Consider the following 25,934-nt stretch of genomic DNA (forward strand, 5'->3'; position numbering starts at 1 on the left):
CTCAAGGGCCACAACAAGATGCGCGTCTTCCAGGAGGAGATCTTCGGGCCGGTGGTGGCGGTGACCACCTTCAAGGACGAGGAGGAGGCGCTGGCGATCGCCAACGATACCGAGTTCGGCCTTGGCGCCGGCGTCTGGAGTCGCGACATCAATGTGGCCTTCCGCATGGGGCGTGGCATCCAGGCCGGTCGCGTATGGACCAACTGCTACCACCAGTATCCGGCGCATGCCGCCTTCGGCGGCTACAAGAAGTCCGGTGTCGGTCGCGAGACCCACAAGGTGGCCCTCGAGCACTACCAGCAGACCAAGAACCTGCTGGTCAGCTACGACATCAATCCAATGGGCTTCTTCTAAGCCTTAACTTTTCTATATAAAAGCGATGATAATTGAATAAAAGTTTAGTGGGAAAGCTCAGTTATCATCGCATATTTCAATGTCAGTTATCTTGTGTTTGATCTGGTCTTTCAATTTTTTATGTCTTGATGATAAGTTATGCGGAGGGGCTTAAATGCGACCATATTGGATAAAGAAAGCTTTAGGTGAAGAAGAGGTTTTAGAGTGTCCTCCGCTAGAGAATGATGTTGAGGCTGATGTGTGTATTGTTGGTGGAGGGTACACTGGTCTATGGACGGCCATAATGATTAAAGAGCAGTCGCCAGATGTTAATGTGGTGATTGTTGAAGCCGATGTTTGTGGTGCTGGTGCTAGTGGGCGAAATGGTGGCTGTGCACTCACATGGTCTGCAAAATACTTTACTCTTGAAAAGCTGTTTGGAGAAGAAGAAGCTGTACGTCTGGTGAAAGAATCAGAAGAAAGTATTTATTCAATAGGAAGATTTTGTAAGAAATATGAAGTCGATGCTGATTTTTTGCTGGACGGGACTCTTTATACGGCAACCAATTCATCTCAGATAGGGGCTAATGACAGTGTGATCTCTGCTCTCGAGAATCAGGGAATAAACTCATTTCGCAAGCTTTCGTTTTCTGATGTTAAAAGGATGTCCGGGTCGGATAAAAATATAGAAGCATGGTACTCACCCGTTGCTGCGACTGTACAGCCAGGAAAGCTTGTCCGAGGGATGCGAAAAGTTGCCATTGAGTTAGGCGTTAAAATATATGAAAACACGCCCATGCTGAAGCTGGAAGAGGCTATGCCAGCCAAGATTGCAACACCTAATGGAAATGTAACGGCCGATAAAGTAGTTTTGGGGATTAACGCGTGGATGGCGCGTTTATTTCCCCGCTTCGAGCGCACGATCGCTATTGTCTCTAGTGATATGATTATTACTGAACCCTGCCCAGAAGTCTTGGAGAAGATTGGGTTAACGAGTGGGGTGAGTGTCCTTGATTCAAGGACATTTGTTCACTATTACCACAGGACACCAGATGGGAGGGTTATGCTAGGAAAGGGGGGGAATACTTTTTCTTATGGAGGGAAAATCTCCCCAGTGTTCGATAAACCCTCTCCCTATAGGAACTTGCTTCATAAAAGTCTTGTAAGTTTTTTTCCTGAGTTAAGTGGTGTGGAAATTGAGGCGACTTGGAATGGTGCTTCAGATCGTTCAGTAACTGGATTGCCATTTTTTGGAAAACTGAATAATAGCAGTAATGTTTTTTATGGGTTTGGATATTCTGGAAATGGAGTTGGCCCATGCCATATGGGTGGTCAAATTCTTTCATCTTTAGTTTTAGATCTTGATAATGATTGGGTGAAATCACCACTTGTTAGAGGGCCTTTAGGTTACTTCCCGCCAGAACCATTCCGTTATTTTGGTTCATTGATGATCAGAAATGCAATTAGGCGTAAAGAATACGCGGAAGACGTAGAGAAAAAGCCAAAATTCTATGATATACGATTATCAAAGCTTGCTGCGGCAGCTGGTAAGTCGGATAAAAGTTAAAAAGCTATTTATTAGAATAGGGGGCTTGGAGCCCCTTTTTTATATTTGGGAGGTTGGCTTTTTGATTTCTCATGTGAGGTCTCTTTTTCAAGGAGTGTAAGATGTCTTTAACTGCAATTCTTATTGTTGTTATTTCCGCTGCACTTCATGCTGGGTGGAACGCTGTAGGAAAGTTTTATCAAGCCTCTGGTACTGCTTTTATATTCTCTGCAACCATGGCTGCTTCAGTGTTGCTTACACCCTATGTTATATGGTTTGGAGCAAGATTTCCTGTAGGAGAAATTTCCATCCAGTTTTGGTGGATTTTGGTTGTTAGTGGACTGTGCCAAATGGTGTACTTAACAGGTCTTGTGTTCGCTTATAAAAATGCAGATGTGGGCATTGTCTATCCTTTGGCGCGAGGCTTTCCAGTTTTACTGGTTGGAGCTGTGATATTTCTTATGGGCTATTCTGTAAGCAGTAACCAGTGGTTAGGGTTTTTTATATTATTTATTGGCTGCATTTTTCTTCCTGTGACCAGTTTAAAGGAGTTAAGGTTTAGAGACTATTTACAGCCAGGGATCCTTTGGGCTAGTTTTTCAGCACTTGGCACAGCAGGATATTCAGTTCTCGATAAAGAAGCTTTGAATGTTTTAACCCATGCTATGGGTCTATATGTTTCGAATGAGTATTCTGCTATTTACTATTTGGCATTGCAGTATTGGGCCATGTCAGTTCCGATTGCTTTATGGATAATTTACACTCGTCAATACAGACAATTTGAAACAGCCTGGTCAATAAAGTGCGTCGCTTCAATAACTGGAATCATGATGTCAACTACCTATGGGCTTGTGCTAGTAGCAATGAGCTTTACTGAAAACGTTAGCTTGGTTGTTGCTCTCCGGCAAGTCAGTATTATATTTGGAGTTGTAATAGGTGTTTTTTGGCTAGGGGAGAAGTTTTATATTCCTAGGTTTTTTGGTGCTTCATTGATTATAGCTGGGCTAGTAATTGCGCTAACTTGATTTTCTGAGAAGTCGCAAGCCCCCTGGTTTTATTTTGCTATGATGGCTTAAGAGGGCTTGCAAGTTATTGGATTTAAGGCAGAGAGTGTTAGGGCTAACTATTTCGTACCCAAGTATGATTCCGTTGAAGTCACGGTGCCATAGCCGAACTCAAATGCTGCCATCATTGCCGCTTGCACCTGTGTCGCAGGTACAGTCACGCCGTTGAAATCTAGGTCCAGCGTTGTGCAAGCATCGTGCAGCACTGTGACTGGATAACCCATATCAACTGCAGCACGAACGCAGGCATCGACACACATGTGGCTCATGGCCCCCACAATAACTAGCTCTTCAACACCGTGAGCATCAAGCTGCTGCTTGAGGTCTGTGCCGCGAAATGCGTTGATGTGGTTTTTGACGATGATCGTTTCATTATCGGCTGGAAGCAGCTGGGGCTGAAATTCTACGCCCTCAGTGCCAGGTATGAATACTGGTGCCTCACCATTGGAAAACTCATGTCGGACGTGAATGATAGGAATGTTCTTTTTTCTAGCATCGACAAGAACCTTGGTTGCGTTGTCCGCTATTGTTTCGATGTTATTCAGGGGAAGCTTACCAGTTGGAAGGTACTCTTTTTGCAAGTCAATGATGATCAAGCCAAGGTTTTTCAATTTTCATCTCCATCGATGGGCCGTGAGATATTATGTTTGTCTATATGTGGCATGAGGGGAAGTGTCGGAAATGACAATTTTGGTGTCAATAATGCCACCAAGTAAATTAAAGCTTTTTTGGCTCAGCCTTTACTTTTGTTACGTACCTTGAGATTTTGCGCTAAAACGTTGTCGATATGCACTAGGTGACAAGCCTACAATGCGTGTAAAAATTTTACGGAATGCACCAGTGTCTTTATAACCGACCTGCCACGCTATTTGTTCAATAGTTGTGCTTTCGAATTGTAATAATTCCCGGGCTTGGCCTATCCGTAGCTGTTGGCAGTACTCTGTCGTTGTCATGCCTGTGGCCTTTCGGAAACGGCGCATGAAGGTGCGCTCTTCCAAGCCTGCCCGTGCTGCCAAGGAGGGTAATACCACGCTCTTGGCTTGGGTTGCCTGTAGCCAGTGTTGCACTTTGAGTATCGCACTATCTCCATGGGTCAAACGAGGCGAAAAGGCGCTATAGTAGCGCTGCTCCCGACCGGGAGGGTCTACAACTAACATACGCGACATCTCGACCATTACAGTTGGACCCAGTAAGCGATCCACCAGCTTTAACCCTAAGTCTGTCCAAGCCATAAGGCCACCAGCAGTAATGACGTCCCCGTCATCAATAAGTAACTGGTCGGCGTCTACATGTATATTGGTGTGGCGAAGCTGAAGTAAATCGGCATAAGTCCAGTGGGTTGTCATTCTGCGGCCGGCCATTATACCTGTTGCGGCTAGCGGGAAGGCACCGGCGCATACGGACCCCAGTATGACTCCGTCTGCATGTCGTTGGTGAAGCCACTTCGAAAGAGCCGAAGCTTTATCCTGTTCGAGAGGTTCGTTTAGGGTGGGGGGCAAAATTAACGCTGATAGCAAGGAGGGTACGCTTGGGGCGCTATTAAAAATGCATACAGGTGGAGTATCTGCAACACGTTGATGCCAATGTGTGACCCGCAATGGGGGGGCGGCGTTCTGAAGACGTGATGATGCCATGCGACTAGCGACACAAAAGAGGTCGGTCAGGCCTAACACAGCTGCTTGTTGCGCTCCAGGATATAGCACTAAACCTATTTCGAGCGTCTGCGCTTTATCCATTTAACTCAACGCCCCCTTTCGAAGAAGATAACGGCATTTTCTTTTTCTGGGTTGTATAAAGCCAAACTCGCAGAAGTGAATTAATAATGACTTAGTCCTCCACATCCTCAAGGCACTTATAGTAACTTCGAGGATGGAGTAGTGTCATGGTTTCTGCTTGTTACTGGTCTCCTCGACCGGGGTAAAGTCGCCCAGCACCATCATGTGCCCCAGCTTGCCGGCCTTGGTGGAGAGGTAGTGCTCGTTGTGGGGGTTGAGGCCGGTGGTAAGCGGCACCCGCTCCGCGACGTTGATGCCGGCACGGCTCAGGGCGTCTACCTTGCGCGGGTTGTTGGTCATCAGGCGCAGGGCGGCGATGCCCAGGTGCTCGAGCATCGGTACACAGAGGTCGTAGCGGCGCAGGTCGGCGGCGAAGCCCAGCCGCTCGTTGGCTTCCACGGTATCGGCCCCCTGATCCTGAAGGTGATAGGCACGGATCTTGTTGAGCAACCCGATGCCTCGCCCCTCCTGGCGCAGGTAGAACAGTACCCCGCGCCCCTCCTCGGCGATCCGCTTGAGCGCTTCCTGCAGCTGGTAGCCGCAGTCGCAGCGCATCGAGAAGAGCGCGTCCCCGGTCAGGCACTCCGAGTGCACCCGGCCCAGCACCGGCTCGCCATCGGCCACGTCACCCAGTGTCAGGGCGATATGATCCTTGCCGGTGGCCTCGTCTTCGAAACCGTGCATGGTGAAGGTCGCCCAGGGGGTGGGCAGCCGGGAGGCGGCGATAAAGCGAATCGTCACGGGTTACCTCGTTATCAGGCCGCGGGCGGCGCCGCTGGAGTAGGACGCCATTCTATCAGGAAGGCGAGCGAGGCTCACGACCGGAGCGCAGGGATCGGGTACAATGCAGAATACATTTCATCGTGGATGACCTTCTGCATGGAACTCAAGAACGATCGCTTTCTGCGCGCCCTGGCGCGTCAGCCGGTGGACCGTACTCCGGTCTGGATGATGCGTCAGGCAGGCCGCTACCTACCGGAGTACCGCGCCGCCCGCGCCGACGCCGGCAGCTTCATGGATCTGTGTCGCAATCAGGACCTGGCCTGTGAGGTCACCCTGCAGCCGCTGGAGCGCTTCCCGCTGGATGCCGCGATCCTCTTCTCGGACATTCTCACGATTCCCGATGCCATGGGGCTGGGGCTCTACTTCGAGACGGGCGAGGGGCCCAAGTTCCGCAAGCCGATACGCACCGCCGAAGAGGTGGCGGCGCTCAGCGCGCCCGACGCCGAGCGCGATCTCGACTACGTGATGCGGGCGGTCTCCACCATCCGTCGCGAGCTGAACGGGCGGGTACCGCTGATCGGCTTCTCCGGCAGTCCCTGGACGCTGGCGACCTATATGGTCGAAGGCAGCTCCAGCAAGGACTTCCGCCACGTCAAGACCATGCTCTATGACACGCCCAGCGTGATGCATGATCTGCTCGACACCCTGGCCACGGCCGTGACCGACTACCTCAACGCCCAGATCCGCGCGGGTGCACAGGCGGTGCAGATCTTCGATACCTGGGGGGGTGTCCTCACCACGCCGGCCTATCTGGAGTTTTCGCTGCGCTACATGGAGCAGATCGTCGCCGGTCTGATCCGTGAGCATGAGGGGCGTCGCGTGCCGGTGATCCTGTTTACCAAGAACGGCGGCCACTGGCTCGAGGAGATCGTGCAGGCCGGTTCCGATGCGGTGGGTCTGGACTGGAGCACCGAACTCTCCAGCGCCCGCGCTCGGGTGGGCGACAAGGTGGCCCTGCAGGGCAATCTCGACCCCAACGTGCTGTTCGCTCGCCCGTCGGCGATTCGTGCCGAAGTCGGCCGTATCCTGGAGAGCTACGGTGAAGGTCCCGGGCATGTCTTCAATCTTGGGCACGGTATCAGCCAGTTCACCAACCCGGATAACGTCACCGCCTTCATGGAGGCGTTGCACGACCTGAGCCCGGCCTATCACCGCAATATCTCCCATGGCTGAATGGGCAGGGTTGGCTGGCCTGAGACGACTGCACGACCGGCGCCGCCTATGGGCGGCGCTGGCCGTTGTGGCGGCGCTGATTATCGTCATCGGTAGTCTGACCCCGGGCAACGAGATGCCAAGGCAGTTACCCTGGGACAAGCTCAATCACTTCATCGGCTATGCCGGTCTGGCGGGGCTGCTCGGCCTTGCCGGCGTGCGTCTGCCGATCACCCTGCTGCTCGTCGTCGGCTTCGGAGGCATTATCGAGTTCGCCCAGCTTCTGGTGTCGGGGCGTAGCGGTGGCGACTGGGCTGATATTCTCGCCAATGGTCTCGGTGCCGCCACGGCCGTGCTGCTGCTGGCCGGCCTGCGCTGGCTGCTGTGCATCGCACGGCCAGATTGATGAGACAGTAAAGAGATGTTGGTCGAATTCGACGGGTCGCAGGCTCAGCGATGCGGTGTTCCGCCTGGGGGCTCGTCATAAGGGGTGTCGGTGGAGTCCTGGGTGGGCTTGCGGCCGCTGCGGGAGCGTAGCGGCTCGGCGGGCCGGGTTACCCGGGGGCTGCCTACCGCGTCGTCCGTGGCGGTCAGGGGACGCGCCTCGCTGGTCCAGGCGGACTGAGGATCATGCACCGCCGGGCGTCGCTCCCAGGAGCGGGTGATGACCGGGCCGGCCCGGAGCTGGCCGGCCAGATGGTGGGGCAGCAGCGAGAGCTCGGCCACCAGGCGCAGCAGCATGGCGGCCAGCAGCCACAGGCCGGCGCCCATTGCCAGGACGGGCCAGTTTTCCTGCCAGGTGGTGGTGGCCAGCCAAGGGGTGCGGGGGGCAAGCCACAGCCCTGCACCAATGACGAGACCGCCCTGCAGCAGCAGATGACAGGTGAGCAGGGTGCCGCGGGATAGCGGGCGGCGGGGAAACAGTAGCTGACGCATCGAGGCCTCCCGGGCCACATCGTGGCGATAGGTGCCGGCATCCTGCCGGTCAGTGGAAATGCTACCCCAGAACAGACGCCGCTGCAGTTGTCGCCATTTACCGTCGGTGCGGGTTGACCCGCATCAAGGCGCTTGCCATTGTTGATCCATAGCGGTCGGCGTGGCGCCGGCCGTCGTTCCACCGGTATCAAGGAGTGACTATGACAACTTATATCGTGGTGGCGGATGCGGCGCGGGCACGAATCTTCACCCGTGACGCGCTCAAGCTGGTCGAGCAGGAGAGCCTGGTGCATGCGGCGAACCGGCTGCATGAAGGAGACCTGGTCACGGATCGCGGTGCCGACGTGCATGAGTCGACGTCGACCAGTTCGCGCTCTTCCGGTGGTGAGAGCGCGGCGCGCACCCATGAAGAGCAGGTGTTCGCCAAGCAGGTCGCCGAACGTCTCTACCGAGCTCGCGTCGACAATAGCCTGGAGAAGTTGATTCTGGTGGCTCCGGGCCGCTTCCTCGGGCAACTACGTGACAAGCTCGACGCTCCCACCACGAAGTTGGTGATTCACTCCCTGACCAAGGATCTCACCAAGGCGAACCTGGAGGATATTCAGGAAGCGGTCAGCGACCTGCGTTGACTCTCGAGTGACCCAGGTGTATTCATCGGGCCCGGCACTGCCGGGCCCGATGTTGTTGAAATGCAGCGTTCAGGGCACCTTCGGCAGGTCAATCTGGTCGCTGCGGGTGGCGCCCTCGGTCATCTGTCGGCATAGCTTGAGAAACTCACGCATGCCGGAGGCGAGATACTTGTGGCGGTGCCAGATAAAGGTGAACTGACGGCTAAGGTCCAGCTCGGGCGTGGCGATGGGCACCAGGCTGCCGCGCCGGAAGGCATCACGCAGTGCGAGCCGGGAGACACAGCCGATGCCCAGGCCTGACTCCACCGCGCGCTTGATCCCCTCGGTGTGCTCAAGTTCCAGCAGCACATTGAAGCGACTGCGCCGATGACGGGCCGCCTGCTCCAGGGTCAGACGCGTCCCCGACCCCTCTTCGCGCATGATCCAGGCCTCGTGCAGTAGTCGCCCCAGCTCCACCTCTCCGGCCATTGCGAGAGGGTGACGGGGCGAACAGAACACCACCAGTTCATCCTCCACCCAGGGCTGGGAGATCACGTCCTCCTCTTCGCACTGGCCCTCGATTAGGCCCAGGTCCAACCGATGGTGGCGCACGCTATCGACGATGGTGCGGGTGTTGCGCACCGCCAGGCGGACCCGACTACCGGGATGGCGTTGCATGAAATCACTGATCAGCAGGGTGGCCAGGTAGTTGCCGATGGTCAGGGTGGCACCAACATCGAGCACACCAATGCCCTGCTGACCATGGAGCAGCTCCTCGACCTCCTCGGCGCGATCCAGCAGCGCTACCGCCTTGGGCAGCAGCTGAAAGCCCAGGGCGTTGAGGCGCAGGCGCTTACCGTGGCGATCCAGCAACTGGCAGTCGAATTGCTTTTCCAGCTCGGCGAGGGCGCTGCTGGCAGCAGACTGGGAGAGCGCCAGGGCACGAGCCGCTCGGGACACGCTCTCGTGCTGGGCCACCGCGACGAAGACCTCCAGCTGGCGCAGAGTAAAACGCATGGGCAAGCTCCGATGGTCTATATCAATATTGCAAATAAAGGTTATCCATACAATCCATTTAACAGATAACGCCTCCTGCCTTAGAATTCAAACCAAATCTTTATCAATCTTTTATTCTTTTTTGGAATACTAAAGGAGGCGGTATGAGCAAGTTTGCCCTCGAAGAGGTTCTCAGCGTCCATCACTGGAACGATACCCTGTTCAGCTTTCGCACCACCCGCGAGCGCAGTTTGCGTTTCAAGAATGGTCAGTTCGTGATGATTGGGCTGGAAGTGAGCGGCAAACCCCTGATGCGCGCCTACTCCATCGCCAGCCCCAATTATGAGGATCATCTGGAGTTCTTCAGCATCAAGGTGCCCGATGGCCCCCTTACCTCGCGACTCCAGCATCTCGCCGTGGGCGACCAGATCATGGTGAGCCGCAAGCCCACCGGCACCCTGGTCACCGATGACCTGCTGCCCGGACGCAATCTCTACCTGCTCTCCACCGGCACCGGCCTGGCTCCGTTCATGAGCCTGATCCAGGACCCGGAGGTCTACGAACGCTTCGAGAAGGTGGTGCTGGTGCATGGCGTGCGCTACGTCAGCGAGCTGGCCTATGCCGACTTTATCCAGCAGGAGCTGCCGGCTCATGAATATCTGGGTGAGGAGATCAGCGAAAAGCTTGTCTACTATCCGACGGTGACCCGTGAAACGTTCCATACCATGGGCCGGCTGACCGATCATATCCGCAGTGGCAAGCTCGCCGAGGATACCGGCCTGCCGGCACTGGATCCCAAGCAGGATCGCGCCATGATCTGCGGCAGCCCCTCGATGCTGGAGAGCACCAGCGAACTGCTCGACGAGCTGGGCTTCAAGATCTCACCGCGCATGGGGGAGCCCGGTGACTACGTGATCGAGCGGGCGTTTGTCGAAAAGTGACCCGCCTCGCCGGGAGCTTAAACTCTAAGCCGTAAGCTATAAGAGAACCCCATCTGGCAGGTGCCAGATGGGGTTCTTTATATCTGCCCGAAGGTCAACGTCATGCTTACGGCTTACGGCTTACGGCTTACGGCTTACGGTTTACGGCTTACGGCTTTAAACGGCATCCTTGCCGGTTTCGCCGGTGCGGATCCGGATCACCTGCTCCAGCGGTGTCACGAAGATCTTGCCGTCACCGATCTTGCCGGTATTCGCCACGCTGGTGATGGCGTCGATCACCTTCTCGGCCATCTCGTCATCCACGGCGACCTCGAGCTTGACCTTGGGCAGGAAGTCCACCACGTACTCGGCGCCACGGTAGAGTTCGGTATGACCCTTCTGACGGCCGAAGCCCTTCACCTCGGTGACGGTGATGCCCTGTACGCCGATCTCCGAGAGGGACTCCCTGACGTCATCGAGCTTGAAGGGTTTGATGATGGCGGTCACCAGTTTCATGATTGGTTCCTCGTCGGTTCCTGGGCGGACGTGCCGCCGTCGATAGGCGGGTTGCTTCTAGGATACACGCCGCCGGCGGGGAAGAAAAAAAGCCCCCATTCGGGGGCAAGTGGAGCACGCCTGCTCACTTCGGTGCATGGCCTTCACTGCTTGGCCACGCTGAACTCGGGGTAGGCCTCCATGCCGCATTCGGCCAGGTCGACACCCGCATACTCCTCCTCCTCGCTGACCCGGATGCCGATCAGCGCCTTGAGGAGGCTCCAGACCCCCAGGCTGGTCAGGAAGACCCAGGCGAAGATCCCGACGATGCCGAGCAGCTGGGCGCCGATGCTGGCCCCGCCATTGCTGAGCGGCACCGCCAGCAGGCCCCAGATGCCGACCACCCCATGCACCGAGATGGCACCGACCGGGTCATCTATCTTCAGCTTGTCGAGGGCCACGATGGCGGCGATCACGATGGCCCCACCCACGGCGCCGATCAGGGCGGCGCCCGGTGCGGTGGGAGCCAGCGGTTCGGCAGTGATGGCCACCAGGCCGGCCAGGGCACCATTGAGGGTCATGGTCAGGTCGGCCTTGCGGAACCATAGCTTGGCCACGATCAGGGCGGCGATGACCCCGCCGGCAGCGGCGGCGTTGGTGTTGACCAGCACCTGGGCGACGTTGTTGGCGGAGGCCACGTCGGAGATCTTCAGCTCCGAGCCACCGTTGAAGCCGAACCAGCCCATCCACAGGATGAAGGTACCCAGGGTGGCCAGCGGCAGGTTGGCGCCGGGAATGGCGTAGACGCTGCCGTCCCTGCCGTACTTGCCCTTGCGCGGGCCGAGCACCAGAACACCGGCCAGGGCCGCCGCCGCACCGGCCATATGCACGATGCCGGAGCCGGCGTAGTCGGAGAAGCCGGCGGCGGAGAGCCAGCCACCGCCCCAGGTCCAGTAGCCCGAGACCGGATAGATCAGGCCGGTCATCACCACGGCGAAGGCCAGGAAGGCCCATAGCTTCATGCGCTCGGCCACGGCGCCGGAGACGATCGACATGGCGGTGGCCACGAATACCACCTGGAAGAAATAGTCGGCGCGCATGGCGTAGTAGGGGGCGTCATCGCCGCCGGCTAGCACGGCATCCACGCCGTTCTCACTGCCCAGCAGTCCACCGATGCTGGGAAGAATGCCGCCATCGGGGCTTGCGTACATGATGTGATAGCCCACCAGCAGATACAGGGTGCAGGCGATGGCAAACAGGGCGATGTTCTTGGTAAGGATCTCGGCGGTGTTCTTGGCGCGCACAAGACCCGCCTCGAGCATGGCGAAACCGGCGGCCATCCACATCACCAACACGCCGCAGATCAGGAAGTAGAAGGTATCGAGCGCATAGCTCAGTTCGATCAGGTCACTCATGGGGCTTTCTCCAGACAGTTAAGCCGCAGGCGCCTCCAGGCAGGTAAGTGGCAGGCGACTTCAGGTGGGTCGCGGCGATCAGACGGCATCGGTGCCGCGTTCGCCGGTGCGGATGCGGATCACCTCCTCGAGGGCGGTGACGAACACCTTGCCGTCGCCGATCTTGCCGCTGCCGGCGGCGGTACAGATGGCGTCGAGCACGTCCTCCAGACGCTCGTCTTCCACGGCGATCTCGAGCTTCACCTTGGGCAGGAAGTCGACAACATACTCGGCGCCGCGATAGAGCTCGGTATGCCCCTTCTGGCGTCCGAAGCCCTTGACCTCGGTAACGGTAATGCCCTGCACGCCGTTGTCGGCGAGTGCTTCGCGGACGTCGTCCAGCTTGAAGGGCTTGATGATCGCGCTGATCAGCTTCATGGCCTGTCTCCTCGTTGGCGATGAGAGGCGACCCGATGGGGTGGCTGATCAGCACCATGCGCATGGCATGCCAGCGAACATTTAATCCATTCAATATCAATAGATTGTGTTACCGCTCTCGACCGCGAGCGGCACCTTGTCAGGCCGTCTAACAGGCCCATGCTCTGTGATGGTGCCGAGGCTCATGCCATATGCCCTGCAAGAGGGCATGCGTCCCGGAGGTGCCACGCGTATCCTGTAGGCCATCATTCCCAATCAGGAGAATCACCATGGTGACCCACGACAGAATCGGCCGGCTGGCCCAGCAGATCGGCGAGCGTCTGCAGGGGGCTTCCCAGGCGCCCGAAGAGGTGCAGAAAGGTGTCCAGCAGGTGGTGAGGGGCGCCTTCGACCGTCTGGAGCTGGTCTCACGCGAGGACTTCGACATCCTGATGGACGTGCTGCAGCGCACCCGAGCCAGGGTCGAGTCGCTGGAGCAGCAGGTGGCGGCCCTGGAGGCACTGGTGGAGGCCCAGGCCGGCGGTGATACCGTCTCCCGTGATGCCGGTGCCGCCGACAAGCCCCAGCCCACTGCTACGGACAAGGCGTCGACCCCTCCTGAAGAAGGCGCCGGCGAAGCGGGACGCTGAGACGCGCGTTCCCTCGCTGGCCCTCGCTGGCTAGGCTAGCCTGAAGGCATTCCATTCGCGAGGGAGCGCCCATGACGCTGGCGATCGTGCACACCCGGGCCGGCCTCGGTCTTGAGGCACCCGAGGTGCAGGTGGAAGTGCACCTCTCCAACGGCCTGCCCAGCATGACGCTGGTCGGCCTGCCGGAGACGGCGGTGAAGGAGAGCCGGGAGCGGGTGCGCAGCGCCCTGGTCAATGCCGGCTTCGAATACCCGCTGCGGCGTATCACCCTCAACCTGGCTCCCGCCGACCTGCCCAAGGAGGGTGGTCGCTTCGATCTGCCCATCGCCCTGGGGCTGCTGCTCGCCTCGGGACAGCTGCCTCCCGCCTGTCTGGAGAACACCGAGAGCGTCGGCGAGCTGGCGCTGGACGGTGCACTTCGCCGTGTGGAGGGGGTGTTGCCGCTGGCCCTGGCGGCGCGTCGTGCGGGGCGGAGGCTGATCGTGCCATGGGCCAATGCCGATGAGGCGGCGCTGGCCGGTGAGCTTGAGGTACTGCCCGCCGATCATCTGCTCGAGGTGGTGGCCCACCTGCTGGGCCAGACTCCGATCACGCCCCATCGCTTGATGCGCCCGCCCGAGGCGACACGGCCGCTGCCCGACCTGGCCGAGGTACGCGGACAGTTTCAGGCCCGCCGCGCCCTGGAGGTGGCCGCCGCCGGCGGCCACAACCTGCTCTTCGCCGGCCCGCCCGGAACCGGCAAGACCATGCTGGCCAGTCGCCTGCCGGGCATCCTGCCGCCGCTGACCGACGAGGAGGCGCTGGAGGTGGCGGCGGTACGCTCGGTCAGCGGGCTGCCGCTGCGCGCCGAGTGGGGCCGTCGGCCCTTCCGCTCGCCGCATCATACCGCCAGCGCCGTGGCGCTGGTGGGCGGCGGTACGAGGCCGCGCCCCGGCGAGATCTCCCTGGCCCACCACGGCGTGCTGTTCCTCGATGAGCTACCGGAGTTTCCGCGTCATGTGCTGGAGGTGATGCGCGAACCCATGGAGTCGGGGCGTATCCATATCGCTCGGGCCAGCCACGAGCGCCGCTATCCGGCGCGCTTCCAGCTGGTGGCGGCGATGAATCCCTGCCCCTGTGGTCACCTGGGCGATCCGCGCCAGGCCTGTCACTGCACGGCGGCACAGATCCAGCGCTACCAGTCGCGCCTCTCGGGTCCACTGCTCGATCGTATCGACCTACAGGTGGAGGTGCCGGCGCTGCCGCCGGAGCAGTTGACCGCCAACCAGGCCGGCGAGGACTCCGCGACGGTCCGCCGGCGGGTGCTGGCCGCGCGCGAATGCCAGCTGGCGCGGGGTGCGCTCAATGCTCATCTGGCCGGGCGTGAACTGGAGGCGGCCTGTGGCCTCTCGGCGGCCGATCGCGCCTGGCTGGCCGAGGTGCTGGAACGGCTACGGCTCTCGGCGCGGGCCTACCATCGTGTGTTGCGGGTGGCCCTGACCCTGGCCGACCTGGCGGGGGCGTCAGCGCCGGAGCGTGAGCAGCTGATCGAGGCTGTGGGGTATCGCCAGCTCGATCGACTGCTGAAGGGGTGAGTTATAGCGCCGTGGCGTCCAGGGCCCCCTGGAGGCTGGCTTGCCAGCGAGCCGCTTCCTCGCCGGGGCGGCGCAGTGTCAGCTTCAGGCGGTAGGGCAGAAGTTCTCGATCGGAGAGGGTGAGGCGTGGGCCGTCCGCCTCGAGGTGGCTCTCCAGCTGCCACTGATTGTCGCCGCCCTCGCTCAGGCCATCGCCCCAGTCGAGCACCTGAGGACCGTCGCTGACCGCCAGCAGGGCGCGAACCAGGCTCTCCTGGAAGCGCTCGTCCTCGATGCCGAGGCTGGCGTCGACTTCGGAGGGGGAGAGCAGCAGCACCTGGTCGCTCGGAGGGCGAGGGAGTTCCGGCGCGGCCATTACCCGCGTCGCGGCGCGCTCGCCAAGGTTGAACAGCGCCTGACGAATGCCGCTGTCGGGTCGCTCCGGGGCGCCGGCGCAGCCGGTGAGCAGCGCCAGCAGTGCCAGCAGGGTCAGGCGTGAGGAGGTGTTCATGGTGGCGTGTTCTCCGCTGCGGGGCTGGGGGCCAGGGCGTCGATGAAGCGGTCCAGGGTGTCGAAGAGCGCCTGGCGGATGGGCTCCGCCTCATTGACCAGGTGGTGGCGTGCCTCGGGGTGTAGATGGACCTCGGCATTGGGGAATTTCTCCTTGAGCACCTCCAGGTTCCATACCCAGTCCACGGTCAGGTCCTGCTCTCCCTGCAGGATCAGGGTCGGCACCGGGGTGGGGGGCAGTGCCAGCAGGCGAGGCATCCAGCGACGCATGGCGCTGACCCAGTCCACCGCCAGTCGGTCGGCCTGCAACGGATCCTGCTCACGAAGGAAGGTCGCGAATTCGGCATCGGTGGAGTTGTCGCGGAACTTGCGAGGAATGGAGCGGACGAAGGGGCCCACCAGCAGGTGAATCCAGCTCGACTGCCGCCAGCCCCAGGGCCGCACCAGGGGGGCCAGCAGGGCCAGACCGGCCCAGTGGCTGTCCGTGCCGCGGGTCAGCGCATCGGTGGCGAGTATCGCCGCCCCGGTGCTCTGGCCGATGCCCAGCCAGGGGTGAGGCGCCAGCCCTTCACGCTGCAGATGGTCCTGGAGAGCGTTCAGGCAATTGCCATAGTCGTCGAAGTCCTCGATGGAGGCGCGTCGGCCACTGGAGAGTCCGTGGCCAGGCAGATCCCACAGCACCACTCGCCAGCCTCGCTCGAGCAGTCTCTCCAGCAGGTGGCGATAGAGCCCCAGGTGGTCGAAGTAGCCGTGAACCACGAAGACCGTGCCGATAGGCTCGGCGGGACTCCATAGCGAGGCCCATAGCCGGAAGCCACCGGCGTTCAGGAAACCGAGATGCAACCCCACATGCTTGGCGAGTAGCGGTGCCAGGCCGTAGTGGCCCAGATAGCGCTCCAGGTGGTCACCGCCGGGCAGCTCGACTGCAGGGTCGACCTTGCGGAAGGGGCCTAGCGCCTGCAGAGGGGTAAAGTCACTCATCGCATTCTCCGTGGTGTTCCACCATGCTAGCGTCAAGCGTGAGGTGTCACCATGCGTGCCGAGTAGGTGGTCCTTGCAGCATTATCTTTTGGTCGAGTCTCTATGGCGGCGATGATGCCTCAGCTTTACATATGGAAGCGTTTTCCACAAAATTGTAGTTACGCAGTCACCCAACCCTGTTGATGGCAGCGCGGTGTGCACCCGCCGTCTGCCCAGTGTGAGGAGATTCACCATGACCCAGCGCGTCACACGCCACCGCCTTCAGGTGGCCGCCGAACTGGACCGCTTTATCAACGAGCAGGCGCTTCCTGGCACCGGCGTCGATGCCGAGGCATTCTGGGCCGGCGTCGATGCCCTCTTTCATGATCTGACCCCGAAGAACCGTGAACTGCTCGCCGAGCGTGACCGTCTTCAGGAGAAGCTGGACGCCTGGCATCGTGAGAACCCCGGTCCGGTCCGTGATATGGCCGCCTATCGCGGTTTCCTTGAGGAGATCGGCTACCTGGTGCCGTCTCCGGCTCAGGTTGAAGTGAATACTGCCAACGTCGATCGCGAAGTCGCCGTTCAGGCAGGTCCGCAACTGGTGGTGCCGGTCGACAATACACGCTATGCGCTGAACGCTGCCAACGCCCGCTGGGGGAGTCTCTATGACGCCCTCTATGGTACCGACGCCATCTCCGAGGAGGATGGTGCCGAGAAGGGAAGCAGCTTCAATCCCAAGCGTGGCGAGAAGGTCATCGCCTACGCCCGAGGTGTGCTCGACCGTGCCGCGCCGCTGGCGACCGGCTCTCATCGCGACGCCACTCGGTATGCCCTGCGTGATGGCCATCTGGTGGTCACCCTGGAGGGAGGCCGCGAGACCGGGCTCAAGGACGCCGGCAAGCTGGTGGGCTTCAACGGCCCGGCGGAGAGCCCCGAGGCGATCCTGCTGAGCAATCACGGCCTGCATCTGGAGATCCAGATCGACCCGACCCACCCGATCGGCAAGACCGACCCGGCCGGCGTCAAGGACGTGATGGTCGAGGCTGCCCTGACCGCGATCATGGACTGTGAAGACTCCGTGGCGGCCGTGGATGCCGAGGACAAGGTCAGCGTCTACTCCAGCTGGCTGGGCCTGATGAAGGGCGATCTGCAGCAGGAGATGGAGAAGGGCGGCAAGACCTTTACCCGTCGCCTCAATGCCGACCGCACCTGGCAGAATACCGACGGTGACAGCATCACCCTGCCGGGTCGCTCGCTGATGTTCGTGCGCAACGTCGGCCATCTGATGACGACCCCCGCGGTACTCGACGCCGAAGGCAACGAGCTGCCTGAAGGCATCCTCGATGGCATCGTCACCAGCCTGGCGGCCCTGCACGATCTCAAGAAGGGCGAGGGCGACCTGCGCAACTCGCGTGAGGGCTCGGTCTATATCGTCAAGCCCAAGATGCATGGCCCCAGGGAAGTGGCGTTCTCCAACGAGCTGTTCGGCCGTATCGAGGACCTGCTGGGCATGGAGCGCGATACCCTCAAGATGGGCATCATGGACGAGGAGCGCCGCACATCGGTCAACCTCAAGGCCTGTATTGCCGAGGCGTCCTCCCGTGTCGTGTTCATCAATACCGGCTTCCTCGACCGCACCGGCGACGAGATGCACACCGCCATGGAAGCGGGCCCGATGATCCGCAAGGGTGACATGAAGGGCGCCGCCTGGATCCAGGCCTACGAGAAGAACAACGTTCAGGTGGGTCTGGCCTGTGGCCTGCGTGGCCGTGCCCAGATCGGCAAGGGCATGTGGGCGATGCCTGACCTGATGGCCGCCATGCTCGAACAGAAGATCGGTCACCCCAAGGCGGGTGCCAACACCGCCTGGGTACCGTCGCCCACCGCTGCGGCACTGCACGCCCTGCACTACCACCAGGTGGACGTCAGCGCGATTCAGCGCGAGATGGAAGCGCAGGGCGAGGCCGACTGTCTCGATGATCTGCTCACCGTGCCGGTCGCCGAAAACACCGACTGGAGCGATGAGGAGCTGCAGCAGGAGCTCGACAACAACTGCCAGGGCATCCTCGGTTACGTGGTGCGCTGGGTCGAGCACGGTGTGGGCTGCTCCAAGGTGCCGGACATCCACGATGTGGGCTTGATGGAGGACCGTGCCACGCTGCGCATCTCCAGCCAGCACATCGCCAACTGGCTGCACCATGGTGTGGTCGACGCCGCCCGCGTTGAGGAGACCCTAAAGCGCATGGCCAAGGTGGTCGACGAGCAGAATGCCGGTGACCCGGACTACACGCCGATGAGCGCGGACTTCGAGGGCTCCAGCGCCTTCCAGGCCGCCAGCGATCTGGTCTTCAAGGGCCGCGTACAGCCCTCCGGCTACACCGAGCCGCTGCTGCACCACTGGCGCGCCGTGCACAAGGCGAAGTAAGCAATCGGGACCTTGGCGTCTTCGGTCGAGGTTTCGATCGAGCGCCCCCGCGGTCATCATACCGCGGGGGCGCTTTCGTTGATGAGTGTAGGGGGTGGCACTGTCGGCGTCGCGGCCAGTCGGCTAAGGTGGTGCCTGATGCACTCACCATCGTCACTCGCTACCGCAGGGAGGCCCCACCATGCCCGTGATGACAGCCGCCGCCATCGAAGACTTCCTCGACGAGGTTTTTCCCCAGCGAATCGGCACCATCGAGGCCGTCGATCATATGAAGGCCACCATGAGCCTGGCCATCGATGACGAGCATCTGCGTCCCGGTGCCAGCGTCTCCGGCCCTACCCTGATGGGCCTGGCCGACGTCTGCCTCTATGTGGCGATCCTCGCCGAGATCGGCCCCGAGCCCATGGCGGTGACCAGCGATCTGCATTGTCGCTTCCTGCGCCGCCCACGGGGCGATCGCGATATCATCGCCACCGCTCGCCTCCTCAAGCTGGGTCGTCGCCTGGCGGTGGGCGAGGTTCAGCTCTTCTCCGCCGGCCAGGAGGAGCCGGTGGCCCTGGTCACCGCCACCTATGCCCTGCCGGATCGTGACTGATGGGCCTCAGCCACGGGGCGGTGCGCGCAGAATCGCGGCCGCCAATGCCAGCCAACCACCGATCATCAGGGTGCCCCCGATCGGCGTGATGATCCCCAGCCGTGTCACACCGCTGAGTGCCATGGCGTAGAGCGAGCCGGAGAAGAGCGCGATGCCGGCCGCCCATAGCCCCATGGCCAGCCGTTGTCCGGGCAGGCGAGCGCTGCTGCGCCAGGCAAGCACCGCCAGCAGTGCCAGGGTATGCCACGCCTGGTAGCGCACCCCGGTCTCGAAGGCCGCCGCCAGTCGTGGGGTCAGCTGCCCCTCCAGGGCGTGGGCGGCGAAGGCGCCGGCGATCACCACCAGGGCGCCGGAGAGCGCCGCGGTCAGCCACCATCTCCTGTCCTGCATGGGGAGTCCTCATTATCCATATAGAATCGGTCGCTACCGTACCCCGGACGAGAGTTAGCCGCTACAATACGCGCCCCCGATTTATCCAAGCCCAGAAAATCCGCCCAGAAGATTCCGTTCAGAGAGCAGCCCCGCGCCATGACCGACCCCCACCATGATGACAAGACGACCGGCCCGGAGGGAGCGGATGCCCCGCTGCATCGCCGCGGCATCAAGAGCTATGTCCTGCGCGCCGGGCGCATGACCCAGGCCCAGACCCGCGGGCTCGAGGAAGTATGGCCGCGACTCGGCCTGACCCTGGCCGACGGCCGCCAGGACCTCGATGTCCTGTTCGGCCGCGAAGCCCCTCGTGTGGTGGAGATCGGCTTCGGCATGGGGGCCTCGCTGGTGGAGCAGGCCGAGACTCATCCCGATACCGACTTCATCGGTATCGAGGTGCATGCGCCGGGTGTTGGCAAGCTGCTCGACGAGGTCGACAAGCGTGGCCTCACCAACCTGCGTGTCTACCGTGAGGATGCCCTGGCGGTGCTGGAGCAGTGCCTTCCCGAGGCGAGCCTGGATACCGTGCAGCTGTTCTTCCCGGATCCCTGGCCCAAGAAGAAGCACCACAAGCGGCGCATCGTTCAGCCCGCCTTTGTCGAACTGGTACGTACGCGGCTGAAGGCCGGTGGTACCTTCCACCTCGCCACCGACTGGGAAGCCTATGCCGAGTGGATGGCCGAAGTGATGGATGCCGCCGATGGCTTCGCCAATACCGCCGATGCCGATATCTCACCCTATGTGCCACGTCCGGCGTTTCGACCGCTGACCAAGTTCGAGGCCCGCGGCGAGAAACTGGGCCACGGGGTCTGGGATCTTATCTATCGTCGAGTTGGATGAAGCTGACGCTACTTCGCGGGGCCAGGCTGTCAAATGAAAATAGGTCATGATGCACCCCAGGTTTCACCAGATATGGGGCTTGCTGACCGGATATGGACTATATATGGTAGTCTGGCCGCGGGTAAGGATGAGGCCTGCCACCGACATGATGCATGTCAGTGCAGCCCCGGGAGCAGCGGCCTAGGATGAACGGTTCGGCGGCCTGGGGGCCTGTCGGATTTGACCGATCGCAACGAGAGATTCGGATTTCGGAGTAGATCAGCGTCAAGTCCGGCAGGCTCTTGGTCGCATGGTTCCCCTTCAGGAGAGTTGTCATGTCTCTGTCGTTGCTGTCTTTACCGTTACAGGCCCTGCCGCATCCTCTCGCACCCGCCCAACTGATTCGCGCCATCGATCCGCGCGTGCCGGTTGGTATCAAGCGCCGTCTGGTGGAGCCGCTGCTCAATCGCACCTTCGCCGAGCCTCTGGCCGAGGGGGAGTTCGACGCCCTGGAGGGGCGCCGTATCACCCTGGCCATCGAGGACATCGGCATGTCGTTGACGCTCACTCAGGAGAGCGAGCGCCTGCTGGTGTGCCATGAGCCCGGCGAGGCCACCATTCGCGGGGGCTGGCGGGAGTTCCTCTGCCTGGCGACCCGGCGAGAGGATCCCGACGCGCTGTTCTTCCAGCGCCGGCTGCTGATCGAGGGCGACACCGAACTGGGCCTAATGGTCAAGAACCTGCTCGACGGACGCGAGGAGGGCTTGGCCCAGGGGCCCTTCGGCGAACTGCTGGTCCGCCTGGAGCGACTGGCAAGACGCACGAGCTGACATTTTTCGATTAACGTATTTCTTCCGGAGCCATCCGAATGAGCACTTCCACCAAGGCAGTGAAGTCATCCAACGAGGTGCCCCTGCAGGGGCCGTCCCGTGATATCTGGGACTCCAAGTATCGCCTCAAGGACCGTCACGGTAAGCCCGTGGACCAGGACGTGGCCGCCACCTGGGACCGCGTGGCCCGGGCACTCGCCGCGGTGGAAGGCAAACAGGCCGATGCCTGGCTGCCGAAGTTTCGCTGGGCGCTGGAGAATGGCGCCATCCCTGCCGGCCGCATCATGTCCAACGCCGGTGCCGAGGCCTACAAGCCGGCGGTAAGCCTGATCAACTGCACGGTATCGCGCACCATCCGCGACTCCATGCACGATATCCTCGGCTCGGTAGTGGATGCCGGCATGACCCTCAAGGCGGGCTGCGGCATCGGCTATGACTTCTCCACCCTGCGTCACAAGGGCGCCTTCGTGTTTGGCGCCGGAGCGGGCACCAACGGTCCCCTGGCGTTCATGGATATCTACGACAAGATGTGCTTCACGGTGGCCTCCGCCGGCGGTCGCCGCGGTGCCCAGATGGGCACCTTCGATGTCGGCCATCCCGATGTGCGCCAGTTCATCGAGGCCAAGCGCGAGGCGGGCCGCCTGCGTCAGTTCAACCTCAGCCTGCTGATCACCGATGAGTTCATGGAAGCGGTGAAGAACGACAGCGACTGGCCGTTGGCCTTCCCGCTGCATGCCGGCGAGAAGGATGACGTCGACGAGAGCGAGCTGATCTACCGGGACTGGCCGGTGGTGGAAGAGGGCTATACCGTCGATGCCGAGGGTCGTGTGGCCTGCCGTATCGTCGAGGTGATCAAGGCTCGCGAGCTGTGGGACACCATCATGAGCTCCACCTACGACTACGCCGAGCCGGGCTTCATCCTGATCGACCAGGTCAATCGCATGAACAACAACTGGTTCTGCGAGGAGATCCGCGCCACCAATCCCTGCGGTGAGCAGCCGCTGCCGCCGGAGGGCGCCTGCCTGCTGGGCTCGGTCAACCTGACCCGCTTCGTCATCGACCCCTTCGGCAAGAAGCCGCGCTTCGACTGGGCACGCTACCGCGAGGTGGTGGCGATCTTTACCCGCATGCTGGACAACGTGGTGGAGATCAGTGGGCTGCCGCTCGAGGGGCAGCGCCGCGAGATCGAGGCCAAGCGTCGTCACGGCATGGGCTTTCTGGGCCTGGGCTCCACCCTGACCATGCTCAAGATCCCCTATGGTTCACCGGAGTCGCTGGCGTTCACCGAGGAGGTGAGCCGCAACCTGGCCATCGAGGGCTGGAAGCAGGCACTCGAGCTCTCCCGCGAGAAGGGCATGGCACCCGCGCTCGCCGAGGATTACGAGATCACGCCGAAGATGTTGCGTGAGCGCCCCGAGCTCAAGAAGGACGGCTACGAGGTCGGCGACAAGGTCCCCGGTCGCATCCTGCATGCGCGCTACAGCCGCTACATGCAGAAGGTCGCCGAAGTGGAACCGGAACTGGTTGGCCAGCTGGCCGAGCACGGTGCACGCTTCACCCACCACAGCTCCATCGCACCGACCGGCACCATCTCGCTGTCGCTTGGCAACAATGCCTCCAACGGCATCGAGCCGTCGTTCTCGCACCGCTACTTCCGTAACGTCATCCAGGCGGGCAAGAAGACCAAGGAGCAGGTCGAGGTTGTTTCCTTCGAGCTGGCGGCCTATCGTCACTTTATTGCCGCCGATGCCGTGGAGAGTGACCTGCCGGACTACTTCATCACCGCCGATGCCGTCTCGCCGAAGCAGCACGTCGCGGTGCAGGCCGCCGCCCAGGCGTGGGTCGATTCGGCGATCTCCAAGACGGTGAACGTGCCTACCGAGTTCCCCTTCGAGGAGTTCAAGGATCTCTACCTCGACGCCTACGCCAGCAAGCTGAAGGGCTGCACCACCTTCCGCTTCAACCCGGAAGCCTTCCAGGGCGTGCTGGTGCGCGAGGACGACCTCAAGAACACCACCTATGTGTTCGAGCTGGAGAACGGCGAGAGCGTCGAGCTGGCGGGTGACGAGAAGGTCATCTATGACGGTGAGGAGCACAATGCGGCCAACCTCTATGACGCACTGAAGGAAGGCACCTATGGCAAGTGGTAAGCCGAGCCTTTCAGCTGTCGCGTGCCAACTGACAATTTATCGGAGGAGCCCCTGATGGCCGTCGAGATCAATTCCAAGATCGTTTCCTACAGCGTCAAGAAGGCGGTGGAAGAGCCGCCGCTGGCCGAGGAGAACCCGCTCACGGTCCGCATTCCCTCGCGTCCCGAGGGGACCCTGGAGGCCGTGTCGGAGAAGATCTCCTATGTCGGCGCCGAAGGCCGCAAGAAGGTCTACCTGCTGGTGTCGTTCATGCCCGTCGAGGGCGTGCTCAACGGCAAGCGCGTGGTGATCGAGCGTCCGGTGGAGTTCTTCTTCCCCTCCGGCCAGCTCTCCAGCGAGCACCAGTGGATCACCGCTACCATGCGTAGCCTGTCGCTGGCGGCCCGTGGCGGTTATGTCACCCAGGCGGTGGCCGACCTGCGCAAGGTGGCCTGGGACAAGGGCCTGGTGCGCTGCGGCATGAACCGCTGGGGCAAGCCGATGTTCCATGACTCCGAGGTCGCGGCCATCGCCTGGTCGATCCAGCAGATCCTCTATCGGCGTGGTTTCCTCGATCAGGACGGCAATCAGGTTCCGGTGGAGGAGCTGGTGACGCGCTACGCCCAGCGTCAGGCCAGCGGCCACCTCTGGGTGCCGCCTACCGCGGAGGAGATCGAACAGGCCGAACGCAAGACCCAGGAGGCCGCCAAGAGCCAGGAGTCCGGCAAGGCCAAGGGCGACGGCCCCACCGTGGTTGGCCACTGCCCCGAGTGCAATGGTGAGCTGGTGATGATGGATGGCTGCCCCACCTGTTACTCCGGTTGTGGTTGGTCCAAGTGCGGATAACAGCAGTGTAGGCAGGCTGACCGCCAGCCTCGCCCCCAAACGCACCACCCCGGGTCACGAGAGTGACCCGGGGTGGTGCGTTTGGGGGCGTCAGCCGCGTAGCTCGAGATGATCGAAGTGGCGCTTCAGCCGGCGTGCCAGACTCTCCAGCGCCTCGCGGGGCGGGGCATCCTCCACCGCACGGCGATAGGCCGGATCCAGGCAGCGCTCCAGGCGGGCGAGCTGGATGGCGTAGCGACGCACCCCGCAGTCGGCCAGGGTCATGGCCAGCTGCTCGAGGGCATCGAGGCTGAAGTCGCGCCAGTGCAGCGTGGTCCGGCACTCGAAGGGCACCCCGGCCTCCAGCAGCAGCGACAGGCTGAGCGCGTGCCGGCGCCAGATACCCGCTCGACCTGCGATGCGGTCGAAGTCGGCGCCGCGCCCCTTGGTATCCAGGGCCACCCAGTCGAGATGCGGCAGCAGCCGTTCCAGGCGCTCGGGGTAGGCGCCGGCGGTGTGCAGCCCCACCGCCAGCCCCAGTGCCCGGCAGGCCTCGGCGGCGGCGGGCAGGTCCGGGTGCAGGGTGGGCTCGCCGCCGCTGAATACCACGGCATCGAGATCGCCGACTCGGGCGGCCAGCAGCCCCTCGATGGCCTCCCACTCCCCCGCGGCGGCTCGTCGTGCCGGCCCCATGCTGCTCGCCGTCTCGCAGTAACCACACTGCAGGGGACACCCCTGCAGGTAGACCACCGCCGTCCGGCGCCCCGGGAAGGCGTGGTCATCGCGTGCCTCGAAGCCCGCGATGGGTAGCCGGACGGGGGCCTGCGGGACGGGCGCCAGGGGGATCCGCATGGCACCTACCCGAGACCGGCGGTCCGGCTGTGATCCATGCCGGGGCGGGCGTGCCAGTAGCCGTCGCAGACCTCGGCGTCGACCAGGCTGAGCGGGTCGGGCGAGGGCAGCTCGCCCCGGCGGGCCGCATCGAAGGCCGTGACCACGTCCGCCATGCCCTCCGGACGCGGGCTCAGGCGTGCCACGCCGACGCCCATCTCGACCATGCCCGACACCTCATGACGCAGGTCCTGGCAGGCCCCGGAGAGGGTCTGGATGCCGTTGAGGGTAAACACCTGATGGGACGCCTCTTGAGTGCGCAGTGCCAGCCCCTCGGGGTGTTTCTGGCAGACGAACTGGCAGCGGTCCTTGGGCTTCTGGTAGCGCCGCGCCGTGAAGCAGCGTGACGACCAGGCCAGCGGCAGATGGCCGTAGGCGAACACCTCGCAGGGGGCGTCGAGGCCCTGCTGACGGCAGTCGTCGAGCAGCCGGGTCAGGTCGTCCCGGGACATCTCCACCGGCGCCTGCCAGCGCTGCATGCCGGCGCGGGAGAGAACCGCCAGGGTCGCGGGATTGTAGAGGTTGAGGGCGGCGCCGGCCACGAAGGGCCGCTTCGCCGCCGACAGGCGTTGCAGGGCGCTCTGGTCATTGGCCTCGACCAGGAACTCGCCGTTGTCGCACAGCTTGCGCAGGTCGCGCAGGTCGGCCTCGGACTCGATCAGGGTCTGGCTCGAGAGCACCACCTGCTTGCCGCTCTGGGTGAGCTCGCGGCCTATTCCTAGCCAGTCGTCGAGCTTCATGTCGCGGCGCCGAGAGCAGACCGACTCACCGAGATGAATGATCTCCACCGGCCAGTCGGCGGCCTCACGATAGAAGTCGGCATAGTGCTCGCGGGTCCAGTAGAAGAGCACCGGGCCGAGCGACAGCTGAAGCGTGGGGGTAGCGGGCATGGGGCT

28 protein-coding genes are annotated in these 25,934 nt (G+C 61.7%); 15 read left to right on the forward strand and 13 right to left on the reverse strand.

The features are described from left to right. The 3 genes from GRB80_RS05710 to GRB80_RS05720 form a co-directional block, all read left to right on the forward strand. Positions 1–354 (forward strand): aldehyde dehydrogenase family protein (locus GRB80_RS05710; RefSeq protein ID WP_161422843.1); only part of this gene is annotated, 354 nt, incomplete at its 5' end. Positions 355–508: 154 nt separating this feature from the next. Beyond that, positions 509–1,900 carry an FAD-dependent oxidoreductase gene (locus tag GRB80_RS05715; protein WP_161422844.1) on the forward strand — a complete coding sequence of 464 codons (1,392 nt, stop codon included), beginning with the start codon at positions 509–511 and terminating at the stop codon, positions 1,898–1,900. Between the two features lie 101 nt (positions 1,901–2,001). Further along, positions 2,002–2,904, forward strand: coding sequence for an EamA family transporter (locus GRB80_RS05720; RefSeq protein ID WP_161422845.1), 903 nt, complete (start codon positions 2,002–2,004; stop codon positions 2,902–2,904). 98 nt (positions 2,905–3,002) lie between these two features. On the opposite strand, the gene GRB80_RS05725 is transcribed toward GRB80_RS05720, so the two are convergent. The 3 genes from GRB80_RS05725 to ribA all read right to left on the reverse strand — a co-directional run bounded on the left by GRB80_RS05725 (position 3,003) and on the right by ribA (position 5,459). Then, a complete protein-coding gene (locus GRB80_RS05725) occupies positions 3,003–3,554 on the reverse strand; it encodes a cysteine hydrolase family protein (RefSeq protein ID WP_161422846.1) in 552 nt (183 codons plus the stop codon). 138 nt (positions 3,555–3,692) lie between these two features. Continuing rightward, entirely contained in the window at positions 3,693–4,679 is a 987-nt protein-coding gene (locus GRB80_RS05730) for a GlxA family transcriptional regulator (RefSeq protein ID WP_161422847.1), read from the reverse strand. A gap of 144 nt (positions 4,680–4,823) precedes the next feature. Further along, entirely contained in the window at positions 4,824–5,459 is a 636-nt protein-coding gene (gene ribA, locus GRB80_RS05735) for a GTP cyclohydrolase II (protein WP_161422848.1), read from the reverse strand. Between the two features lie 138 nt (positions 5,460–5,597). Between ribA and hemE the strand changes: the two genes are divergently transcribed. After that, positions 5,598–6,674 carry a uroporphyrinogen decarboxylase gene (gene hemE / locus GRB80_RS05740; protein WP_132041784.1) on the forward strand — a complete coding sequence of 359 codons (1,077 nt, stop codon included), beginning with the start codon at positions 5,598–5,600 and terminating at the stop codon, positions 6,672–6,674. Then, positions 6,667–7,059 carry a VanZ family protein gene (locus GRB80_RS05745; protein ID WP_161422849.1) on the forward strand — a complete coding sequence of 131 codons (393 nt, stop codon included), beginning with the start codon at positions 6,667–6,669 and terminating at the stop codon, positions 7,057–7,059. The genes hemE and GRB80_RS05745 overlap by 8 nt, the downstream gene beginning before the upstream one ends. 44 nt (positions 7,060–7,103) lie before the next feature. Here the strand turns inward: GRB80_RS05745 and GRB80_RS05750 are convergent, their stop codons facing one another. Further along, positions 7,104–7,589 carry a hypothetical protein gene (locus tag GRB80_RS05750; protein WP_161422850.1) on the reverse strand — a complete coding sequence of 162 codons (486 nt, stop codon included), beginning with the start codon at positions 7,587–7,589 and terminating at the stop codon, positions 7,104–7,106. 200 nt (positions 7,590–7,789) lie between these two features. Between GRB80_RS05750 and GRB80_RS05755 the strand changes: the two genes are divergently transcribed. Beyond that, positions 7,790–8,218 (forward strand): host attachment protein, encoded by a 429-nt coding sequence (locus tag GRB80_RS05755; RefSeq protein WP_161422851.1) that lies wholly within the window; start codon positions 7,790–7,792, stop codon positions 8,216–8,218. A 69-nt stretch (positions 8,219–8,287) separates the two neighbouring features. Here GRB80_RS05755 and GRB80_RS05760 read toward each other — a convergent pair whose 3' ends face one another. Then, positions 8,288–9,214: a LysR family transcriptional regulator gene (locus GRB80_RS05760; RefSeq protein ID WP_161422852.1), complete on the reverse strand. Its 927-nt coding sequence runs from the start codon at positions 9,212–9,214 to the stop codon at positions 8,288–8,290. 143 nt (positions 9,215–9,357) lie between these two features. On the opposite strand from GRB80_RS05760, the gene GRB80_RS05765 reads away from it, so the two are divergent. After that, the gene (locus GRB80_RS05765) at positions 9,358–10,134 is read left to right on the forward strand and encodes a ferredoxin--NADP reductase (protein ID WP_161422853.1); all 777 of its coding nucleotides are present in this window, start codon (positions 9,358–9,360) and stop codon (positions 10,132–10,134) included. Positions 10,135–10,290: 156 nt separating this feature from the next. Here the strand turns inward: GRB80_RS05765 and glnK are convergent, their stop codons facing one another. The 3 genes from glnK to GRB80_RS05780 form a co-directional block, all read right to left on the reverse strand. Further along, positions 10,291–10,629, reverse strand: a complete 339-nt coding sequence (gene glnK / locus GRB80_RS05770; protein WP_023004277.1) for a P-II family nitrogen regulator — start codon at positions 10,627–10,629, stop codon at positions 10,291–10,293. A 143-nt stretch (positions 10,630–10,772) separates the two neighbouring features. Further along, positions 10,773–12,023: an ammonium transporter gene (locus GRB80_RS05775; protein WP_161422854.1), complete on the reverse strand. Its 1,251-nt coding sequence runs from the start codon at positions 12,021–12,023 to the stop codon at positions 10,773–10,775. A gap of 78 nt (positions 12,024–12,101) precedes the next feature. Beyond that, positions 12,102–12,440, reverse strand: coding sequence for a P-II family nitrogen regulator (locus tag GRB80_RS05780; RefSeq protein WP_132041777.1), 339 nt, complete (start codon positions 12,438–12,440; stop codon positions 12,102–12,104). Between the two features lie 269 nt (positions 12,441–12,709). On the opposite strand from GRB80_RS05780, the gene GRB80_RS05785 reads away from it, so the two are divergent. Both GRB80_RS05785 and GRB80_RS05790 read left to right on the forward strand, forming a co-directional pair. Next, positions 12,710–13,069, forward strand: coding sequence for an accessory factor UbiK family protein (locus GRB80_RS05785; protein WP_161422855.1), 360 nt, complete (start codon positions 12,710–12,712; stop codon positions 13,067–13,069). A 71-nt stretch (positions 13,070–13,140) separates the two neighbouring features. Then, positions 13,141–14,643, forward strand: coding sequence for a YifB family Mg chelatase-like AAA ATPase (locus GRB80_RS05790; protein ID WP_132041775.1), 1,503 nt, complete (start codon positions 13,141–13,143; stop codon positions 14,641–14,643). Between the two features lies 1 nt (position 14,644). Here GRB80_RS05790 and GRB80_RS05795 read toward each other — a convergent pair whose 3' ends face one another. Both GRB80_RS05795 and GRB80_RS05800 read right to left on the reverse strand, forming a co-directional pair. Then, on the reverse strand, positions 14,645–15,133 hold the full coding sequence (locus GRB80_RS05795; protein WP_161422856.1) for a hypothetical protein: 489 nt from the start codon (positions 15,131–15,133) through the stop codon (positions 14,645–14,647). Continuing rightward, the gene (locus GRB80_RS05800) at positions 15,130–16,113 is read right to left on the reverse strand and encodes an alpha/beta hydrolase (RefSeq protein WP_161422857.1); all 984 of its coding nucleotides are present in this window, start codon (positions 16,111–16,113) and stop codon (positions 15,130–15,132) included. Before GRB80_RS05800 ends, GRB80_RS05795 begins: the two co-directional genes overlap by 4 nt. A 232-nt stretch (positions 16,114–16,345) precedes the next feature. On the opposite strand from GRB80_RS05800, the gene GRB80_RS05805 reads away from it, so the two are divergent. After that, positions 16,346–18,520: a malate synthase G gene (locus GRB80_RS05805; RefSeq protein ID WP_161422858.1), complete on the forward strand. Its 2,175-nt coding sequence runs from the start codon at positions 16,346–16,348 to the stop codon at positions 18,518–18,520. Between the two features lie 181 nt (positions 18,521–18,701). After that, entirely contained in the window at positions 18,702–19,115 is a 414-nt protein-coding gene (locus GRB80_RS05810) for a PaaI family thioesterase (protein WP_132041771.1), read from the forward strand. 6 nt (positions 19,116–19,121) lie between these two features. On the opposite strand, the gene GRB80_RS05815 is transcribed toward GRB80_RS05810, so the two are convergent. Further along, positions 19,122–19,505, reverse strand: coding sequence for a DUF423 domain-containing protein (locus GRB80_RS05815; protein WP_161422859.1), 384 nt, complete (start codon positions 19,503–19,505; stop codon positions 19,122–19,124). A gap of 138 nt (positions 19,506–19,643) precedes the next feature. On the opposite strand from GRB80_RS05815, the gene trmB reads away from it, so the two are divergent. From trmB to GRB80_RS05835, 4 genes are all read left to right on the forward strand, one after another. Further along, positions 19,644–20,384, forward strand: coding sequence for a tRNA (guanosine(46)-N7)-methyltransferase TrmB (gene trmB, locus GRB80_RS05820; RefSeq protein WP_132041769.1), 741 nt, complete (start codon positions 19,644–19,646; stop codon positions 20,382–20,384). Positions 20,385–20,698: 314 nt separating this feature from the next. Next, positions 20,699–21,193, forward strand: coding sequence for a ubiquinone anaerobic biosynthesis accessory factor UbiT (gene ubiT, locus GRB80_RS05825; RefSeq protein WP_161422860.1), 495 nt, complete (start codon positions 20,699–20,701; stop codon positions 21,191–21,193). A gap of 38 nt (positions 21,194–21,231) precedes the next feature. Next, complete coding sequence (locus GRB80_RS05830; protein WP_161422861.1) at positions 21,232–23,343, forward strand: adenosylcobalamin-dependent ribonucleoside-diphosphate reductase; 2,112 nt, start codon at positions 21,232–21,234, stop codon at positions 23,341–23,343. 54 nt (positions 23,344–23,397) lie between these two features. Then, a complete protein-coding gene (locus GRB80_RS05835; protein ID WP_161422862.1) occupies positions 23,398–24,168 on the forward strand; it encodes a ribonucleoside-diphosphate reductase in 771 nt (256 codons plus the stop codon). Positions 24,169–24,258: 90 nt separating this feature from the next. On the opposite strand, the gene GRB80_RS05840 is transcribed toward GRB80_RS05835, so the two are convergent. Both GRB80_RS05840 and GRB80_RS05845 read right to left on the reverse strand, forming a co-directional pair. Then, positions 24,259–24,999: an anaerobic ribonucleoside-triphosphate reductase activating protein gene (locus GRB80_RS05840; protein ID WP_161422863.1), complete on the reverse strand. Its 741-nt coding sequence runs from the start codon at positions 24,997–24,999 to the stop codon at positions 24,259–24,261. Between the two features lie 5 nt (positions 25,000–25,004). Next, complete coding sequence (locus GRB80_RS05845) at positions 25,005–25,928, reverse strand: U32 family peptidase (protein WP_161422864.1); 924 nt, start codon at positions 25,926–25,928, stop codon at positions 25,005–25,007. Between the last annotated feature and the right edge of the window lie 6 nt (positions 25,929–25,934).

It is taken from the genome of Halomonas icarae (assembly GCF_009901955.1).
In the GTDB taxonomy this organism is placed as follows: domain Bacteria; phylum Pseudomonadota; class Gammaproteobacteria; order Pseudomonadales; family Halomonadaceae; genus Halomonas; species Halomonas icarae.

What these genes read in the sequence shown, in the direction of transcription:
- GRB80_RS05805 (WP_161422858.1), top strand. Translation starts at nt 16,346, where the DNA reads ATGACCCAGCGCGTCACACGCCACCGCCTTCAGGTGGCCGCCGAACTG.
- GRB80_RS05830 (WP_161422861.1), top strand. Translation starts at nt 21,232, where the DNA reads ATGAGCACTTCCACCAAGGCAGTGAAGTCATCCAACGAGGTGCCCCTG.
- GRB80_RS05810 (WP_132041771.1), top strand. Translation starts at nt 18,702, where the DNA reads ATGCCCGTGATGACAGCCGCCGCCATCGAAGACTTCCTCGACGAGGTT.
- glnK (WP_023004277.1), bottom strand. Translation starts at nt 10,629, where the DNA reads ATGAAACTGGTGACCGCCATCATCAAACCCTTCAAGCTCGATGACGTC.
- GRB80_RS05765 (WP_161422853.1), top strand. Translation starts at nt 9,358, where the DNA reads ATGAGCAAGTTTGCCCTCGAAGAGGTTCTCAGCGTCCATCACTGGAAC.
- GRB80_RS05780 (WP_132041777.1), bottom strand. Translation starts at nt 12,440, where the DNA reads ATGAAGCTGATCAGCGCGATCATCAAGCCCTTCAAGCTGGACGACGTC.
- GRB80_RS05775 (WP_161422854.1), bottom strand. Translation starts at nt 12,023, where the DNA reads ATGAGTGACCTGATCGAACTGAGCTATGCGCTCGATACCTTCTACTTC.
- trmB (WP_132041769.1), top strand. Translation starts at nt 19,644, where the DNA reads ATGACCGACCCCCACCATGATGACAAGACGACCGGCCCGGAGGGAGCG.
- GRB80_RS05800 (WP_161422857.1), bottom strand. Translation starts at nt 16,113, where the DNA reads ATGAGTGACTTTACCCCTCTGCAGGCGCTAGGCCCCTTCCGCAAGGTC.
- GRB80_RS05755 (WP_161422851.1), top strand. Translation starts at nt 7,790, where the DNA reads ATGACAACTTATATCGTGGTGGCGGATGCGGCGCGGGCACGAATCTTC.
- GRB80_RS05835 (WP_161422862.1), top strand. Translation starts at nt 23,398, where the DNA reads ATGGCCGTCGAGATCAATTCCAAGATCGTTTCCTACAGCGTCAAGAAG.
- GRB80_RS05790 (WP_132041775.1), top strand. Translation starts at nt 13,141, where the DNA reads ATGACGCTGGCGATCGTGCACACCCGGGCCGGCCTCGGTCTTGAGGCA.
- GRB80_RS05745 (WP_161422849.1), top strand. Translation starts at nt 6,667, where the DNA reads ATGGCTGAATGGGCAGGGTTGGCTGGCCTGAGACGACTGCACGACCGG.
- hemE (WP_132041784.1), top strand. Translation starts at nt 5,598, where the DNA reads ATGGAACTCAAGAACGATCGCTTTCTGCGCGCCCTGGCGCGTCAGCCG.
- GRB80_RS05750 (WP_161422850.1), bottom strand. Translation starts at nt 7,589, where the DNA reads ATGCGTCAGCTACTGTTTCCCCGCCGCCCGCTATCCCGCGGCACCCTG.
- GRB80_RS05715 (WP_161422844.1), top strand. Translation starts at nt 509, where the DNA reads ATGCGACCATATTGGATAAAGAAAGCTTTAGGTGAAGAAGAGGTTTTA.
- GRB80_RS05795 (WP_161422856.1), bottom strand. Translation starts at nt 15,133, where the DNA reads ATGAACACCTCCTCACGCCTGACCCTGCTGGCACTGCTGGCGCTGCTC.
- GRB80_RS05815 (WP_161422859.1), bottom strand. Translation starts at nt 19,505, where the DNA reads ATGCAGGACAGGAGATGGTGGCTGACCGCGGCGCTCTCCGGCGCCCTG.
- GRB80_RS05760 (WP_161422852.1), bottom strand. Translation starts at nt 9,214, where the DNA reads ATGCGTTTTACTCTGCGCCAGCTGGAGGTCTTCGTCGCGGTGGCCCAG.
- GRB80_RS05720 (WP_161422845.1), top strand. Translation starts at nt 2,002, where the DNA reads ATGTCTTTAACTGCAATTCTTATTGTTGTTATTTCCGCTGCACTTCAT.
- ubiT (WP_161422860.1), top strand. Translation starts at nt 20,699, where the DNA reads ATGTCTCTGTCGTTGCTGTCTTTACCGTTACAGGCCCTGCCGCATCCT.
- GRB80_RS05840 (WP_161422863.1), bottom strand. Translation starts at nt 24,999, where the DNA reads ATGCGGATCCCCCTGGCGCCCGTCCCGCAGGCCCCCGTCCGGCTACCC.
- GRB80_RS05730 (WP_161422847.1), bottom strand. Translation starts at nt 4,679, where the DNA reads ATGGATAAAGCGCAGACGCTCGAAATAGGTTTAGTGCTATATCCTGGA.
- GRB80_RS05785 (WP_161422855.1), top strand. Translation starts at nt 12,710, where the DNA reads ATGGTGACCCACGACAGAATCGGCCGGCTGGCCCAGCAGATCGGCGAG.
- GRB80_RS05845 (WP_161422864.1), bottom strand. Translation starts at nt 25,928, where the DNA reads ATGCCCGCTACCCCCACGCTTCAGCTGTCGCTCGGCCCGGTGCTCTTC.